Annotated in this window: 15 protein-coding genes and 3 pseudogenes; 14 read left to right on the forward strand and 4 right to left on the reverse strand. The window is 70.0% G+C overall.

Annotated elements, in window-relative coordinates; genetic code table 11:
- The first annotated feature begins 49 nt into the window (after nucleotides 1-49).
- The 7 genes and pseudogenes from ACZ7LS_RS09595 to ACZ7LS_RS09625 form a co-directional block, all read left to right on the forward strand.
- Nucleotides 50-1,195: an AAA family ATPase gene (locus ACZ7LS_RS09595; protein ID WP_382665992.1), complete on the forward strand. Its 1,146-nt coding sequence runs from the start codon at nucleotides 50-52 to the stop codon at nucleotides 1,193-1,195.
- A gap of 20 nt (nucleotides 1,196-1,215) precedes the next feature.
- Complete coding sequence (locus ACZ7LS_RS09600; protein WP_382526453.1) at nucleotides 1,216-1,542, forward strand: nucleotide pyrophosphohydrolase; 327 nt, start codon at nucleotides 1,216-1,218, stop codon at nucleotides 1,540-1,542.
- Between the two features lie 145 nt (nucleotides 1,543-1,687).
- Nucleotides 1,688-2,278 (forward strand): annotated as a pseudogene (locus tag ACZ7LS_RS09605) (DUF6099 family protein); the annotation flags it as partial.
- A gap of 154 nt (nucleotides 2,279-2,432) precedes the next feature.
- Nucleotides 2,433-3,356 carry an LLM class F420-dependent oxidoreductase gene (locus ACZ7LS_RS09610; protein ID WP_382665990.1) on the forward strand — a complete coding sequence of 308 codons (924 nt, stop codon included), beginning with the start codon at nucleotides 2,433-2,435 and terminating at the stop codon, nucleotides 3,354-3,356.
- 147 nt (nucleotides 3,357-3,503) lie between these two features.
- Nucleotides 3,504-4,406: a homocysteine S-methyltransferase gene (mmuM, locus tag ACZ7LS_RS09615; protein ID WP_385134350.1), complete on the forward strand. Its 903-nt coding sequence runs from the start codon at nucleotides 3,504-3,506 to the stop codon at nucleotides 4,404-4,406.
- 106 nt (nucleotides 4,407-4,512) lie between these two features.
- Nucleotides 4,513-6,111: a 3' terminal RNA ribose 2'-O-methyltransferase Hen1 gene (locus tag ACZ7LS_RS09620; RefSeq protein WP_385134347.1), complete on the forward strand. Its 1,599-nt coding sequence runs from the start codon at nucleotides 4,513-4,515 to the stop codon at nucleotides 6,109-6,111.
- Nucleotides 6,108-6,896 (forward strand): annotated as a pseudogene (locus ACZ7LS_RS09625) (AAA family ATPase); the annotation flags it as partial. The gene ACZ7LS_RS09620 and the pseudogene ACZ7LS_RS09625, both read left to right, overlap by 4 nt.
- A 117-nt stretch (nucleotides 6,897-7,013) precedes the next feature.
- Here the strand turns inward: ACZ7LS_RS09625 and ACZ7LS_RS09630 are convergent.
- The 3 genes from ACZ7LS_RS09630 to ACZ7LS_RS09640 all read right to left on the reverse strand — a co-directional run bounded on the left by ACZ7LS_RS09630 (nucleotide 7,014) and on the right by ACZ7LS_RS09640 (nucleotide 8,017).
- Nucleotides 7,014-7,211: a hypothetical protein gene (locus ACZ7LS_RS09630; protein WP_385134345.1), complete on the reverse strand. Its 198-nt coding sequence runs from the start codon at nucleotides 7,209-7,211 to the stop codon at nucleotides 7,014-7,016.
- Nucleotides 7,212-7,586: 375 nt separating this feature from the next.
- On the reverse strand, nucleotides 7,587-7,820 hold the full coding sequence (locus tag ACZ7LS_RS09635) for a hypothetical protein (protein ID WP_385134342.1): 234 nt from the start codon (nucleotides 7,818-7,820) through the stop codon (nucleotides 7,587-7,589).
- Entirely contained in the window at nucleotides 7,817-8,017 is a 201-nt protein-coding gene (locus tag ACZ7LS_RS09640; protein ID WP_385134339.1) for a hypothetical protein, read from the reverse strand. Before ACZ7LS_RS09640 ends, ACZ7LS_RS09635 begins: the two co-directional genes overlap by 4 nt.
- A 171-nt stretch (nucleotides 8,018-8,188) precedes the next feature.
- Between ACZ7LS_RS09640 and ACZ7LS_RS09645 the strand changes: the two genes are divergently transcribed.
- Together ACZ7LS_RS09645 and ACZ7LS_RS09650 are read left to right on the forward strand one after the other, a co-directional pair.
- Complete coding sequence (locus tag ACZ7LS_RS09645) at nucleotides 8,189-8,923, forward strand: DUF6879 family protein (protein ID WP_385134336.1); 735 nt, start codon at nucleotides 8,189-8,191, stop codon at nucleotides 8,921-8,923.
- A 10-nt stretch (nucleotides 8,924-8,933) separates the two neighbouring features.
- Nucleotides 8,934-9,785 carry a helix-turn-helix domain-containing protein gene (locus tag ACZ7LS_RS09650; protein WP_385134334.1) on the forward strand — a complete coding sequence of 284 codons (852 nt, stop codon included), beginning with the start codon at nucleotides 8,934-8,936 and terminating at the stop codon, nucleotides 9,783-9,785.
- Nucleotide 9,786: 1 nt separating this feature from the next.
- On the opposite strand, the gene ACZ7LS_RS09655 is transcribed toward ACZ7LS_RS09650, so the two are convergent.
- Nucleotides 9,787-10,365 (reverse strand): hypothetical protein, encoded by a 579-nt coding sequence (locus ACZ7LS_RS09655; RefSeq protein ID WP_385134331.1) that lies wholly within the window; start codon nucleotides 10,363-10,365, stop codon nucleotides 9,787-9,789.
- Nucleotides 10,366-10,864: 499 nt separating this feature from the next.
- Here ACZ7LS_RS09655 and ACZ7LS_RS09660 point away from each other — a divergent pair, with 499 nt between their 5' ends.
- The 5 genes and pseudogenes from ACZ7LS_RS09660 to argF all read left to right on the forward strand — a co-directional run bounded on the left by ACZ7LS_RS09660 (nucleotide 10,865) and on the right by argF (nucleotide 15,934).
- Entirely contained in the window at nucleotides 10,865-11,095 is a 231-nt protein-coding gene (locus ACZ7LS_RS09660; RefSeq protein WP_385134328.1) for a helix-turn-helix domain-containing protein, read from the forward strand.
- Nucleotides 11,096-11,207: 112 nt separating this feature from the next.
- Complete coding sequence (locus ACZ7LS_RS09665) at nucleotides 11,208-12,023, forward strand: bifunctional DNA primase/polymerase (protein ID WP_385134326.1); 816 nt, start codon at nucleotides 11,208-11,210, stop codon at nucleotides 12,021-12,023.
- A gap of 394 nt (nucleotides 12,024-12,417) precedes the next feature.
- A pseudogene (locus ACZ7LS_RS09670) lies at nucleotides 12,418-13,341 on the forward strand (polynucleotide kinase-phosphatase); the annotation flags it as partial.
- Between the two features lie 118 nt (nucleotides 13,342-13,459).
- Nucleotides 13,460-14,692 carry an arginine deiminase gene (locus ACZ7LS_RS09675; RefSeq protein WP_382526312.1) on the forward strand — a complete coding sequence of 411 codons (1,233 nt, stop codon included), beginning with the start codon at nucleotides 13,460-13,462 and terminating at the stop codon, nucleotides 14,690-14,692.
- A gap of 225 nt (nucleotides 14,693-14,917) precedes the next feature.
- Entirely contained in the window at nucleotides 14,918-15,934 is a 1,017-nt protein-coding gene (argF, locus tag ACZ7LS_RS09680) for an ornithine carbamoyltransferase (protein WP_385134323.1), read from the forward strand.
- The last annotated feature ends 77 nt before the right edge of the window (nucleotides 15,935-16,011 follow it).

Below are 16,011 nucleotides of genomic sequence, written 5' to 3' on the forward strand. Positions count from 1 at the left end.
GGCCGAGGCGTAACGGTTCGGCAGGTTTTGGGCCGCATACGGTCCGGCCATGGAAGCAACCCGCGCGCGTCCCACCATCACCGAACTGCGGCTCTCCGCCTTCACCTCGCACCGCGGAGCGGCTTTTCCCCTGGGCCCCATGACGCTGTTCGCCGGAGCGAGCGGCAGCGGGAAGTCCACGGCCCTGCGGGCCTACGAGGCGCTCGCCAGGCTCGGCGCCGGTGTCCCCCTCGCCGAGGTCTTCCCGGATCCGGTCGCCTGCGTTCCGGAACGGGCCGCGCCCGACGCCCAGGGGCGGCGCGGCTTCCGGATCGGCTGCACCGTCGACGGCCCGGTCGGTCCCGTACGGCTCGATCTTGCCGTCCAGGCCGAGCCCGAACTCCGTATCGTCGGCGAACGGCTGACCGGCCGCGGACAGACCCTGCTCACCACGGCGCTGCGCGACCCGGGGCGGCCCACGGTCCAGGCGGCCTGGCACACGGCCGGCGCCGTGCCGGTGACCCGGGCCCCGCTGCCCGACGACCGGCTGGGCACGGCGCTGCTCCCGTTGCGGGTGGGAGGCCGCACGGCGGGCGAGTCGCTGGTGCTCGCCGCCGCGGAACAGACCGTGCTGGCCCTGCGGTCCGTCTTCGTCTGCGACCCGCAGCCCCAGCTCATGCGGCATCCGGTGGCCGCCGGAATGGGGCGGCTGCGCCGTGGCTGCGAGAATCTGGCTGCGGTCCTCGACCGGACGCTGGACCGCTCGCGCGACGGCTGCGCCCGCAGGCGCGCCCGGCTGGCCGCGGCGGCGCGGGCCGGCTGCGCGGGGCCGGTGACCGAACTCGCCGTCGAGCGGCTCGCCGACGGTACGGTACGGGCGCTGCTCGCCCGGGACGCCTCCGGTGCCAGGGCGGCCACTCCCGTCGGCCGGCTCGGCGAGGGCGAGCTGAGATATCTGGCACTCGCGCTCGTGCTGCTCACCGGTCCGGGCGTGCTGGCCGTGGACCAGGCCTCCGAAGTGCCCCTGGCGCTGCGGTCGCTCACCGTCCTCGCGGACGGATTCGACCGGAGCCTGGACCGGCGGCAGGCGGGCGAACTGCTCTCGCTGGCCTCGGCGGTCTGCGCGGAGGGGCGGATCGGCCTGGTCGGGGCGGTCGGTGACGCCTCCTGCGCGCGGGGGGCCGCCGGGGTGACGGTGGTAGACCTGGACCCGTGACGGAACTCGATGTAGCGGGGATGCAGCGCAGACTGGCGCGGTTCGCGGCGGCGCGCGACTGGGAGCAGTACCACACCCCCAAGAATCTGGTGGCGGCGCTGAGCGTCGAGGCGTCGGAACTGCTGGAGATCTTCCAGTGGTTGACGCCCGAGCAGTCGGCGCGGGTGATGGAGGACCCGGAAGCGGCCCACCGGGTCTCGGACGAGGTCGCGGATGTGCTCGCCTATCTGCTCCAGTTCTGCGAGGTGCTGGGGATCGACCCGCTCGTGGCACTCGCCGACAAGATGGACCGGAATGAGGTCCGCTTCCCGCCCAAGCGACCGACAGATGCCCGCGATTCGCCCTGATCGTCACTCTACGGAGTGGGCAAGTTATGCACAACGAGCCTGCTGTCCAGAGATTTCCCCATTGCTCTGGCCTTTCCGTCGCCAATCCCTCACTCTGGGTAGTGGAGTTGCGTGGGCAGGATTGTCGTACGAACGGGGGCTGCGGATGGATGCGGAACGGCTCATCGGAGTGAGCCGGCATGCCCTGGCCGGGAGCACGGACGAGTGGGATGTCATCGCCGAGGCGTGGCAGGCGCAGAGCCTCGCCCGCGCGATCGGCGTCCAGTTGGCGCTGAACGGACCGAAGGAGCTGAAGAGCGAGGCGCGGGAGCTGGCCGAAGGGGGCGGGCCCGACTGCGGATTCGCGGACGTACCAGATGTATCGGATATGCCGGATGGGCCGGACGGGCCAGGGGGACCGTACGGACCGAAGGGACTGGCGGGGCCGTACGGACCGGTCGACTGGCCGCCGGACGGTTTACCGGACCGTCCGAGGCCGCGCGTCGGCCGGATACGGGCCGGACAGCTCTCCGGGGTGGCCGACATCCGGGCGGCCCTGACCGGACTCGGCGCGCTGCTGGGGGAGGTCGGGATCGCGCTGGTGGCGGTGGCGTGTGCCACGGACGAGGAGGGGCTGTACTGGCAGTGCATCGACGCGATCGACGCGGCCGACGAGTCCAACGACCGGGTGGGCGTGATGCTGCGCCTGCTCGTGGCGCGGGACCGCGCGCGGGAGCGGGAGTGGGCGCGCCAGCGCGAGGAGCGGCAGCTGGGGCTGGAGTGGCAGCGGCAGAGGGAGCGGGAGCGGGAGCGGGAGAAGGGTCGCGAGCGGGAGAGAGATCGGGAACGGGAGAGCAGGATCGGCGGGGACGGCCGAGGGGAGCCCTGCCCGAAGGTGCAGGATGGAGGGCATGGATCTTCGAATCTTCACCGAGCCCCAGCAAGGGGCGAGCTACGAGACACTGCTGACCGTGGCCAGGGCCGCCGAGGACCTGGGCTTTGACGCCTTCTTCCGGTCCGACCACTATTTGAAGATGGGGTCCGCCGACGGGCTCCCCGGGCCGACGGACGCGTGGATCACCCTGGCGGGGCTGGCCAGGGAGACCAAGCGGATCCGTCTCGGCACGCTGATGACGGCCGGTACATTCCGGCTGCCGGGCGTGCTGGCCATCCAGGTCGCGCAGGTGGACCAGATGTCCGGCGGCCGGGTCGAGCTGGGCCTGGGCGCGGGCTGGTTCGAGGAGGAGCACAAGGCGTACGGGATTCCGTTCCCCAAGGAGAAGTTCGCCCGGCTGGAGGAGCAGCTGGCGATCGTGACCGGTCTCTGGGCCACGGAGACCGGCCGGACCTTCTCCTATGACGGCGCGCACTACCAGCTGACCGACTCGCCCGCGCTGCCCAAGCCGGCGCAGAGCAAGGTACCGATCCTGATCGGCGGCCACGGCGCGAAGCGCACACCGCGGCTGACCGCCCAGTACGCGGACGAGTTCAACCTCCCGTTCGCCTCCATCGAGGACACCGAGCGGCAGTTCGCCCGGGTGCGGGCCGCCGCCGAGGCCGTGGGCCGCGACGCGGACGATCTGGTGTACTCGAACGCGCTGATCGTGTGCGTCGGCAAGGACGACGCGGAGGTGGCCCGCCGGGCCGCTTCCCTCGGACGGGAGGTGGCGGAGCTGAAGGTGAACGGGCTCGCGGGCTCGCCCGACGAGGTGGTCGACAAGATCGGCCGTTATGGCGCCGTCGGCTCGTCGCGGATCTATCTCCAGGTGATGGATCTGGACGATCTGGACCATCTGGAGCTGATCTCCTCACAGGTCCAGTCGCAGCTGAGCTAGGGCATGTCGCGAAACCCGCCCTGGCCGGGCCGGGCCCGACCCGAGCTGGGCCGGACTGGGCCGGACTGGGCCGGGGCCGAGCCGGACCGGGGCTCGTCCTCGCCGTAGCGGGGGCTCGTTCCCGCCGTACCGCGTACTGGAGCGATCGTGAAACCCACCCGCACACTCGCCGCCGCCCTCGCCGGAGGGACCGTCGTTCTCGACGGCGGCCTCTCCAACCAGCTCGCCGCGCAGGGCTGCGATCTGTCCGACGACCTCTGGTCGGCGCGGCTTCTCGTCGACAGCCCCGAGCAGATCGAGGCGGCCCACGCGGCGTATGTGCGGGCGGGCGCGCGGGTGCTGATCACCTCCAGCTATCAGGCGACGTACGAGGGGTTCGCGCGGCGCGGGGTGGCGCCCGGCACGGCCCGCGCGCTGCTGGTCCGCAGTGTGGAGCTGGCGCGCCGGGCGGGCGCGGCGGGACCGGACGAGGTGTGGGTGGCGGCCTCGGTCGGCCCGTACGGCGCGATGCTCGCCGACGGCAGTGAGTACCGGGGCCGGTACGGACTGTCGGTGCGGGAGCTGGAGCGGTTCCACCGGCCGAGGATCGAGACTCTCGCCTCGGCCGGTCCCGACGTGCTCGCGCTGGAGACCGTCCCGGACACCGACGAGGCGGAGGCGCTGCTGCGGGCCGCCGCCGGCTGCGGGGTGCCGGTCTGGCTCTCGTACTCGATCGAGGGCGGGCACACCCGGGCAGGACAGCCGCTCGCCGACGCCTTCGCCCTGGCGGCGGGCGACGACCAGGTGATCGCCGTGGGGATCAACTGCTGCGAGCCGGGGGACACCGATCGCGCGGTCGAGCTGGCCGCCTCGGTGACGGGCAAGCCGGTCGTCGTCTATCCGAACAGCGGGGAGGGCTGGGACGCGAGGACGCGGAGCTGGCGCGGGGACGCCACCTTCGATCCGTCCAGGGTGCGGTCCTGGCAGGAGGCGGGGGCGCGACTGGTCGGCGGCTGCTGCCGGGTCGGGCCGGAGCGGATCGCGGAGCTGGCCGCGCTGACCGGCCGCTGAACGGCCCTCGACGGCGTGCGGCCGATGACGTCGGCGGGCGCGGAGCCGACGGAGCCATCGGGAAAACCCCTGGTCGTGGCGGACCCGGCGGGCAATACTCGTACGGGTGTTCCTGACGATCAGTACGACCGGCACCCCGGAGCGTCCCGCGACCGATCTCGGATTCCTGCTGCACAAGCATCCCGACCGCGCGCGGACGTTCTCCACGTCGCATGGCACCGCCCATGTGCTCTATCCCGAGGCGTCCACCGAACGCTGCACGGCGGCCGTGCTGCTGGAGATCGATCCGGTGGCGCTGGTGCGACGGGGCAAGGGGAAGGGCCGGGGCGGCGCCCCCGACGCGGCCCTCGCGCAGTATGTCAACGACCGCCCCTACGCCGCGTCCTCGCTGCTCGCGGTCGCGCTGAGCACCGTCTTCAAGAGCGCCCTGCGTGGCGTCTGCGCGGCGCTCCCCGAGCGGGCCGCGAGCCCGCTGCCGCTGCGGATCGAGATACCGGCGGTGCCCGCGCGCGGCGGCGCCGAGCTGGTACGGGCGCTCTTCGAACCGCTGGGCTGGGCCTCGGTACGGGCGGAGCCGGTGCCGCTGGACGAGCGCTTCCCGCAGTGGGGCGACTCGCGTTACGTGCGGCTCGTGCTGGAGGGCGAGCCGCGCCTTGCCGACGCGCTGCGCCAGCTCTACGTCCTGCTGCCGGTGCTCGACGACGCCAAGCACTACTGGGTCGCGCCCGACGAGGTGGACAAGCTGCTGCGGGCGGGCGAGGGCTGGCTGGCCGAACACCCCGAACAGCGGCTGATCACCAGCCGCTATCTGGCCCGCCGCTGGGGGCTGACCCGGCAGGCCATGGCCCGCCTTGAGCTGGTCAGGCTCGCGGAGGCCGATGACATCGAGGTCGAGGCGATCGACAACGCGGTGGAGGAGACCCCCGCCGAGGACGCTGACAGTGCCGAGGTCGGCGAAGGCACCGGGAACGGCGGAGGCACCGAGGGCGCGCTGCCGGAGGAGGTCTCGCTCGCATCGCAGAGGCGCGAGGCGATCCTCACCGCGCTGCGCGACGCGGGCGCCAGTTCGGTGCTCGACCTGGGCTGTGGCCAGGGCCAGTTGATGCAGGCGCTGCTGAAGGACACGCGCTTCGGGCGGGTCGTCGGCGTCGACGTGTCCGTACGGGCGCTCACCATCGCCTCGCGCCGGCTCAAGCTGGACCGGATGAGCGAGCGCCAGGCCGAGCGCGTCACGCTCACACAGGGCGCGCTCACATACACCGACAAGCGGCTGAAGGGATACGACGCCGCCGTGCTGAGCGAGGTCATCGAGCATCTCGATCCGCCCCGGCTGCCCGCCCTGGAGTACGCGGTCTTCGGCTCGGCCCGGCCCGGGACCGTCGTCGTGACCACACCGAACGTCGAGTACAACGTGCGCTGGGAGACGCTTCCCGCCGGTCACGTACGCCACGGCGACCACCGCTTCGAGTGGACCCGCGCGGAGTTCCGCGAGTGGGCCGAGGAGGTGGGGCGGCGCCATGGATACGAGGTGACGTACCGACCCGTCGGCCCGGACGACCCCGAGGTGGGCCCGCCCACGCAGATGGCGGTGTTCACCGTCACCGACCCGCGAAACGCGCAGACAGCGCAGACCACGCGGACAGCGCGGGCCCCGGTGACCACGCAGGCCACGCGGACAGCGCGGAAGGAGGAGAAGGCCGCATGACCAGCACCACCGCTCCCAGCGCCACCGACGCCGCGCGGCGTCCCCTGCCGGTGCCCGATCTCTCCCTCGTGGTGCTGATCGGCGCCACCGGCTCCGGCAAGTCCACCTTCGCCCGGAGCCGGTTCAAGCCCACGGAGGTCGTCTCCTCCGACTTCTGCCGCGGTCTGGTCGCGGACGACGAGAACGACCAGCGCGCCTCCGGCGACGCCTTCGACGTACTCCACTACATCGTCGGCAAGCGCCTCGCGGCCGGCCGGCTCACCGTCGTGGACGCCACCAACGTCCGGCCGGAGAGCCGCAAGGGGCTGGTGCGGCTCGCCCGCGAGCATGACGTACTGCCCGTCGCGATCGTCCTCGACCTGCCCGAGGAGGTGTGTGCCGCGCGCAACGCCGGCCGCCCCGACCGGGCCGGGATGCCGCGCCATGTGATCAAGCGGCACCGCGGCGAACTGCGCCGCTCGCTGCGCGGTCTGGAGCGCGAGGGGTTCCGCACGGTGCATGTCCTGCGCGGCGAGCGGGAAGTGGAGAGCGCCGAGATCGTTCGCGAACGCCGCTACAACGACCTCGCCCATCTCACCGGCCCCTTCGACATCATCGGAGACATCCACGGCTGCCGCTCCGAGCTGGAGACCCTGCTCGGCAAGCTCGGCTACGAGGACGGCGCGCACCCCGGGGGACGCACGGCTGTCTTCGTCGGGGACCTCGTCGACCGCGGCCCCGACAGCCCCGGCGTGCTGCGCCGGGTGATGGGCATGGTCACAGCCGTTTCCCGGGGCATCATTCCGTTCCGGAGCATGGTTCCCGCATAGAAGCCCACGGACGGCCCGCCCGCCGCACAGAGACGCGAGTACCGGCGGGGCGTCTCTATGTCCAGGGAGAGCGACGGAGACCCCACGACGGGCCTACGCGGCGGCAGGCGGCTCCTCGTCGTCCGCCCGGGGCGGCACTTCGGGCTTCTTGAAGCGGTGCCACGCGTCGCGTGCTTTCCCGGCGGAGTCGATCACGTCCGGAAGCTGGTCGAGCAGCCCCTTCATGGCGAAGAGGCAGATCGAAGCCACGCCAGCGATGGCGAGAATGAAGAGGATGGCTGCGCCGTCCACCGATCCTGACCTTCCCTGTCATGGGTCGGATCGGGTGCGCAGGCAGCCTCGATCCGAACCCTACGGTTCGGACCGAGACACCCGCGCCGACGTGTGCGCAAATGTTCTCGGTGCTGGCAGGCAGTTGCCCACCAGAGTGAACATTCAAGACTTCTGGGCCGACAAGCCCTAGGTAACTGACTCACGCCGTGCGGGTTACACGTCACGGTTGCCGTGAGGTGTACCAGTCAGCTTCTTCCTGAGTGTGCTTCGCCGCACATTGCGTGCGACTACTACTCACCAAGCAAGATATCACGGCCTTAAAGCGAAGTCGGGAAACACAACTGAGCCCCACCCCCGTCGAGTTGGGGTGGGGCTCAGGCGATTGGCTGCGCTCTAGTTGTCGACAGGGCGGACTCGGTCCAGGGGCGCGTCCCACTCGATGCCGCCACCCTCCGGCCGCATGAACGCCTGTTGGCTGACGAGCCTGCCCGACTCCTTGAGCCGCTCCTCAATCACGCCGACCAGGTGGCCGGTTCGCTCAGAGATCGTGTCCTCGACGAGCGTTCCCGCCGGGTACGGCAGCTCGCCGTGCGCGAGCATCGTCGGCGGCTTCTCGTGTGTCGTCACTCGGGACCCCCTCGCTGAAGCGCTCGTGCCAGGCGATCGGCCACATCGGCATGCACCCGTCCCAGCTCAACAAGCCGCAGTTGCGGAGATGCGGGGTCGACCCGCAGAGAGGGCAGGACGATCCCGACCTCGGTCAGTGCTGCTCTCAGGGACTCGGCAGCCGCGTACGGGTCGACGTCCGGTTTCTTCGTTGCCATGAACGGGACGCTAGAAGTGGGCGTTTGGTGGGCGGTACGCTGTTTTCTCGTGTTTGCTCGACGTCTCACCGAGATTGCTGGTGTTTTCTCCTGTGCCCTGCCTCATCCCGTAGTGCCGAGGTGGAGCCCCGTCCATGCTGAGTGGATCAACCACTTGGAGGGAGAGCGTCCATGGCTCGTCAGCTTCGCTTCACCGGCACAGACAGCAAGGTCGACGGCTGCCCCGCCCTGCACACGGACGAGGGAACTGGCGAGGTCATCGTTCAAGGCACGCCCGTCACCGATCCCGAAGACCTCGCGCAGCTCCAGCACTTCGGGCCGGACGACGCGGCGGTGGTCGTGCCGCGCGAACTGCTCGTGAACTGGGGGCCGAAGGAGATGGAGCGGGTGCCGGAGCTTGTTGACCGGGCCACCTTCCGGCGTCTCTTCGAGACCTTCAAGCACACCGCCTGGCGGCTGGAGACCCGACGCGGTTACGCGTCCGACCGCGAGGACCCCGACTTTCAGGAGTTCTTGGCCACCGGCTCCGCGCCCTGCGATCCCAACGAGCCCTGGTTCGTCAACATCAAGGCCCAGACCGAGGCAGGCAAGCGCGTCGGCCGGGTGCGAGTCGCCGACCGACCCATGACCACCGAGCAGCGGTTCTTGCTCGACTACGCACGGCACAACGCGGCGGTCGGCGAGGACATCCGTTACCTGTGGCGCGAGGACGCTACCGACCTGCCCGCCGAAGACTTCTGGATCTTCGACTCTCGGATCGTCGCCGTGCTCCACTTCGACGACGCCGACAACATCACGAGCATTGAGCTGATCACCGAACCGGCCGAGGTCGTGCGGTACGCCATCGTGCGTGACGCGGCGATGCACCACGCTGTGCCGTTCGACCAGTTCGCCGCGACCGAATGACGCGTGACCGGTGAGCACCGACTATCAGCAAGCCAGGGTGGCCCTGGGCGCGCGACTGCGCGAACTTCGGTTCACCTGCCCGGGTGGTCGGCTCACCGGTCAGCAGCTCGCCCAGCGGCTCGGCTGGCAGGGCTCCAAGGTCAGCAAGCTGGAAAACGGCAGACAGACCGCCACCCCCGAGGACCTGAGGGCGTGGGCCGACGCGACCGGCCAGCCGGGCGTGTACGCCGAGCTTGCCGCCCGGCTGGCGGGGTTCGAGTCCCAGATCAGGTCATGGCGTCGCGCGCTGGCGAACGGCTTCAAGCCGCTGCACGAGGGCTTGAGCGCGGAGATCGACCGCACCTCGGAAATGTGGATCTGGGAAGAGTCCGTGATCCCGGGTCTGTTGCAGACCCCCGAGTACGCGCGCCACGTCGTCCAGCGCTATTCCGAGCTGCTGGGCGGAGCCAGCGACGTTGAGGCCGCCGTGCGTTCCCGGGCGCAGCGGCAAGAGTGGCTGTATCGACCCCGCCGCAAGCTGCACGTCCTGATGTGGGAAGCCGCGTTGCGGTCGCTGATCTGCCCGCCCTCGGTTCTGGTCGCCCAGCTCGACCGTCTCACCGGAATGATCGGGATGGACACGGTCGAGCTGGGCGTCATTCCGTTCACGTCCTCCGTCAAGATCGTGCCCGCCAACGGCTTCTGGGTCCTTGATGACCGCCTGGTGGTCGCCGAGGACTGGCACGCCGAGATGTGGTTGGATGACGCCGACAACATCGCCTTGTACTCGAAGGTCTGGGCCACCCTGCGCGAGTCGGCCGTGTACGGCGCCGACGCCCAGAACATCATCAACGCGGCGCGGCGCGAGCTGAACCCCCGTTGACCTACCGGGGGAGTTCCGGGTTCGGCGGGGTCACGCGGCTGACGATCGGCTTAAAGAGCGCTGTCCCCTGCATGACCTTCACCAATTCGTCGTACGCCTCGTCGGCCTTAGCCGAGAGCTTCTCGACCTCCGGCCAACGCTTGGTCGTCTCGCGGACGGCCTCGGCGCGCACTGCCTCCTCGTGGGGAGGTCCCGTTCGCTTGTTGTGTTGCTGCCACTGGATGAACGCCCCGAACCAATCCCGAAAGGCCACGAACGTTGCGTCATGCGCTGCCCTCATCTCCGGGGACCCGTAAAGCTCAAGGTTGGCGCTGATCTTCGACATGTCCGTCTCCTTGAACACGTCGTTCAAGGCCAGGAACAGGTCACCCTCCGGGTTGCTCATCGCCCCCCGCCGCTTCTGGACTATCCCCCTCTCGTACTTGAGGGACTCCTCAATGACCGCGACCTGACGTTCCCACAGCTTGTGTTCCCGTTCGCGCTTCAGGGTCTTCTTCTGAACCACCACGGCGACCAGCAACGTCATGAGAGACCCGAAGCCCGCTGCGGTGAGCGTGGCTATCACGGGCGTGATTTCCATGGTCGAAGAGCATACGGTCCGGGACGGTATCTCCGGGGGCCTCGTGCTGGGATCCACGGCCGGACGCCCCGGGCGGGTACGAGAGGCCGCCGGAGACCCCACGGGAGGCCGCCGCTAGGTGTGCCCGCCCTCGCAGGCCAGGCCGCCGGACGCCGGGCGTCATGTTGAGACCCCAGGTATGCGCCGGCCGTCACCTCCCGTGTTGAGATCGATCACCGGTCGTTAGTGCCCGGGAGGCCGCCGACAGCATCGGGGGGCTTGTCACGACCGCAAGCCCGACAGTGCTTGTGCGCGGCAGAAACTGCATGGTGTCCTGGTACCACAGCAGGCTCGTAGCCGTCCGGCCCCCGCTTCAGCGGGTGATTGACACCGGGGAGCGGGGGGACAGCCGGGGCAAGGTCGCGACAGACGCGGCAGCTTGCGGGGTTCGGACCGCCGACAGGGCGGGGCCTTACCTGTCGCCCACCGAGGTGCGAACCGTTCCTGAGGAGGAACCCCCGTGTCTGCCTTCGAGTTCAACCCTGCCGCGTTGCGACGCATCCGCACTGAGCGGGGCATCGGCCAACGGCGGCTCGCCCGTGAGATCGGCCGGACCAACACCAACGTCAGCGGCTACGAGAACGGCCACTTCTCCCCGTCGCTCGTCACGCTGGCCGCCATCGCTGACGCCCTCGGCGCGTCCATGGACGATTTCATGACCCGCACCGACTCCGAGGCGGTGTCGGCCTGATGGACATCGCTAAGGACGCCCGCAAGATGACCGAAGCGGAGCGTAAGCGGCTCTTGAGGTTGCTCTTCGGTTCCCGCCAGCCAAAGGACCAGGGCACCGGCGGTGAGGCTGAATGACCACCGACATGGAGCGACCCCCGGCGGACCAGGCCGAGGGTCGTCACGAGATTTCCCGTCTCACCTCCAGGAAATCCCAGGACTTGGACGCCCCGCAAGTACCGTCCAGCGGTACCTACGACGACACCCGGGGCGTGCTGGCGAACGCCATCAAGCTGGCCATGGCCGGACACCCGACCTTGCCTTGCCATGTTGTGAACGGCGGCAACCTGTGCACTTGCCGCAAGGCGGATTGCCTGAGCCCCGGCAAGCACCCGATCTATGACCTGGCTCCGAACGGGCTGATGAACGCGACCACGGACCCGGCCACGCTGGTGGAGTGGTTCGACAAGACCGGCGGCCGGATCAACTTCGGGTGGCGGCTTGACGGCCTCGGCGTCGTGGACGTCGACACCAACGACGGCAAGACCGGTGCCGACACCGTGGCCGAACTGGAGGCAGCGCACAGCGAGCTGTCGGCGTCGCTGACGATCCGGACCGGACGCGGCGGCCTCCAGCACGTCTACGAGCTGCCCGAGGAGATCGACGACACGTCGGCCTACGCCGACGAGCTTGGGCCGTTCGTGGACTTCAAGCGCGGAGCCGGTCACTACGTGATGGTGCCCGGGTCGAAGACCATCGACGTGTACCGCGTGGAGTCCGGCGACCTGCTCAAGCGGGAACCGCTCGATGGCTGGGCGCACGACCTTGCGCTGAACCTGGGCAGCCTGGTCAACCGGAAGCGGTCGGCGGCCGACAAGCCCATCAAGGCCGAGGGCACCAGCGGCCCCGTGCTCGACCTCAGCTCATGGGCCACGCGGAATCGTGGCTGAACTCGGCGGCCAAGTCGGGCGACGACCCTGGTCGGGGCAACAACGCGTCGGCATCGTTCGTTGGCGGGATCGTCCGGGACACCTTCAACTCTGGCCAGGGCATCCACGTTGCGATGCGGTTGGCGCTGCTGACAGAGATGGTGTCGGAGGACAAGCAGGACCCCGAGGTAATCGGCAGTCTGGTCAAGCGGCTTTGGAAGAAGGAAGAAGCCAAGCATGACCAGGACATTGACCAGGCCGTTGCCGACATCGAGGCCGGGGGAGACCCGGCGGAGATCCTGGCCAACCTGCGGCAGGGCGGCGAATTCAAGACCCGATCCCGGGAAACCCTGATCCGGAAGTTGGCCGACAAGAAGGCCGACGATGTCATTGCGGGCAAGACCGATGACTCGAACGCTTCGGCGTGGCCGGGCCGACCGGCGCGCTGCACACCCGTACCGGCAGGCCCTTCTTCGACGACGAGGCCGTCACCGAGGAGATCCTCGACCGGCTGCGCGCCGCCGTCACCGCCGCCGGGCTGTGGCGGGAACTCGACACCGAGTGGGTGCTGCTGGACGCCGAGCTGATGCCCTGGTCGCTGAAGGCCACCGGCCTGCTGCGCACCCAGTACGCCGCGGTGGGCGCCGCCGCCGGGGCGGCCTTCCCCGCCGTCACGAAAGCGCTCGAAGCCGCCGCGTCCCGGGGCGTCGAGGTCGCGGGACTGCTGGCCACACAGCGTGAACGCGCGACGGACGCGGCCGCATTCACCGAGGCGTACCGGCGCTACTGCTGGCCGACGGAGGGACTGGAAGGCGTGCGCCTGGCGCCGTTCCAGCTGCTCGCCGTCCAGGGCCGGGGCCTCGCCGGCGTCCCGCACGACCAGCAGCTGGCCTGGCTGGACCGGCTGGTCGAGCACGACCCGACCGGGCTGCTCCAGGTCACCCGGCGGCTGATCGTGGACACGGGCGACGAGGAATCGGTGCGCGGTGGTGTCGACTGGTGGCTGGAGATGACGGAGCGCGGCGGCGAGGGCATGGTCGTCAAGCCGCTCCAGGCGCTCGTACGGGACGGCAAGGACCGGCTGGTGCAGCCGGGCGTGAAGGTACGCGGCCGGGAGTATCTGCGGATCGTCTACGGGCCCGAGTACACCCGTCCGGACAATCTGCGGCGGCTGCGCGACCGCTCCCTCGGCCACAAGCGTTCGCTGGCGCTGCGGGAGTACGCCCTCGGCCTGGAGGCCCTGGACCGGCTGGCGGACGGCGAACCGCTGTGGCGGGTCCACGAGGCGGTCTTCGCGGTCCTGGCCCTGGAGTCGGAACCGGTCGACCCCCGGCTCTGACGGCGGACCGGGTCCCGGCCACCCTCGCTCCCTCTTCCCGTCTCCCCGGGACAGGACAAGGACAGGACCTCGACCGTTCGCCGCGTGAACCGTGCTCCACACGGTGAGGATGGGAGACATGGGATTCCATGTCGACTCCGAGACCGGGCGGCTGCGCCGCGTCATACTGCACCGCCCGGATCTGGAGCTCAAACGCCTCACGCCCGGCAACAAGGACACACTGCTCTTCGACGATGTGCTCTGGGTACGCCGCGCCCAGGAGGAGCACGACGCGTTCGCCGCGCTCCTGCGCGACCGGGGCGTCCAAGTGCATCTCTTCGGTGATCTGCTGCGGGAGTCCCTGGACCTCCCGGCGGCCCGGCGGCTCGTCCTGGACCGGGTCTTCGACGAGAAGGAGTACGGTCCGCTCGCCACCGGCCGTCTGCGGGCGGTCTTCGACGGACTGCCCACGGACCGGCTGGTCGAGGCGCTGGTCGGCGGGATGACCAAGCGGGAGTACCTGGAGCGGCACGCGGAGCCGGTGTCCGTCCGCTTCCACGCGATGGAGCTGGACGACTTCCTGCTCGACCCGCTGCCGAACCATCTCTTCACCAGGGACACCTCGGCCTGGATCTATGACGGCGTGAGCATCAACGCGATGCGCTGGCCCGCCCGGCAGCGCGAGACCGTGCACTTCGAGGCGATCTACAAGCACCATCCCCTCTTCACCGGGCCCGCCGCCGGGGCCTTCCACCACTGGTCGGAGGGTCAGGACGACTACCCGTCCACTATCGAGGGCGGGGACGTGCTGGTCATCGGCAAGGGGGCCGTGCTGATCGGGATGAGCGAGCGCACCACCCCGCAGGCGGTCGAGATGCTGGCGCGCGGGCTCTTCGCGGCCGGTTCCGCCACCACGATCGTGGCGCTCGACATGCCCAAGCGGCGGGCGTTCATGCACCTCGACACCGTGATGACGATGGTCGACGCCGATACCTTCACGCAGTACGCGGGCCTCGGCATGCTCCGCTCGTACACCATCGAACCGGGCGGCGACGGCAGGGAGCTGAAGGTCACCGACCATCCGCCGGAGCATATGCACCGTGCCATCGCGGCGGCTCTGGGCCTGGCGGACATCCGGGTGCTGACCGCCACCCAGGACGTGCACTCGGCGGCGCGCGAGCAGTGGGACGACGGCTGCAATGTGCTCGCGGTCGAGCCCGGCGTCGTCGTCGCCTACGAGCGCAACGTCACCACCAACACGCATCTGCGGAAACAGGGCATCGAGGTGATCGAGATCCCGGGCAGCGAGCTGGGCCGGGGCCGGGGCGGGCCGCGCTGTATGAGCTGCCCGGTGGAGCGTGACGCCGTGTAGGTGCGGGGTGCGGGGTGCGGGGTGCGGGGTGCGGGGTGCGGGGCGCGGGGCGCGGATGCGGGCGCGGATGTGGGCGGGGCGGGCGCAGGTCTGAGCGGACGGGGATGTGGGCGGAGGCGGCTGTGGCGCGCGGGCGACCTGTATAGCGATGCAGGTCGTCGTATATAGTTTCAGTGTCCGGTATCTTCCCCGCACCTCGCGACTCGCGCCCCAGGAGCAGCCATCATGGCGATACACCTCGAAGGCCGCCACTTCCTCAAGGAGCTGGACTTCACGGCCGAGGAGTTCCGCGGCCTGATCGATCTGGCCGCGGAACTCAAGGCGGCGAAGAAGGCGGGCACCGAGGTCCAGCGGCTGCGCGGCAGGAACATCGCCCTGATCTTCGAGAAGTCCTCCACCCGCACCCGCTGCGCCTTCGAGGTGGCGGCGGCGGACCAGGGCGCCTCCACGACCTATATCGACCCGGCCGGCTCCCATATCGGGAAGAAGGAGTCGGCCAAGGACACCGCCCGGGTGCTCGGGCGGATGTTCGACGGCATCGAGTTCCGCGGGGACGCGCAGGAGACCGTCGAGGAACTGGCCGCGTACGCCGGCGTGCCCGTCTTCAACGGCCTCACCGACGCGTGGCACCCCACTCAGATGCTCGCCGACGTGCTGACAATGACCGAGCACACCGACAAGCCGCTGACGGAGATCGCCTTCGCCTACCTCGGGGACGCCCGCTTCAACATGGGCAACTCGTATCTGGTCACCGGCGCCCTGCTCGGCATGGACGTACGGATCGTCGCGCCGCGCGCCTACTGGCCGTCGGACGACATCCTCGCCCTGGCCCGCGAGGCCGCAGCGGACAGCGGCGCCCGGCTCACCCTCACCGAGGAGATCGCCGAGGGTGTGGCGGGCGCGGACTTCGTCGCCACCGATGTCTGGGTGTCGATGGGGGAGGCCAAGGAGGTCTGGGACGAACGGATCGAGGCGCTCGGCCCGTACACCGTGACGATGGACGTGCTGCGCGCGACGGGCAATCCCGACGTGCGGTTCCTGCACTGCCTTCCGGCCTTCCACGACCTGGGCACGGCGGTGGGCCGGGAGATCCATGAGCGGCACGGGCTGACGGAGCTGGAAGTCACCGACGAGGTCTTCGAGTCGAAGCACTCGGTCGTCTTCGACGAGGCCGAGAACAGGATGCATACCATCAAGGCCGTGCTGGTGGCGACGCTCTCCGGGAGCGGCGCGGCTCTGTAGTGCGGCCGGGACCCGGGCGGTCAGGACCCGGGGCGGCCGGGACACGGCGCGGACCAAGGACCCGGCCAAGGACCCGG

It is taken from the genome of Streptomyces sp. NPDC039430 (genome assembly GCF_055639435.1).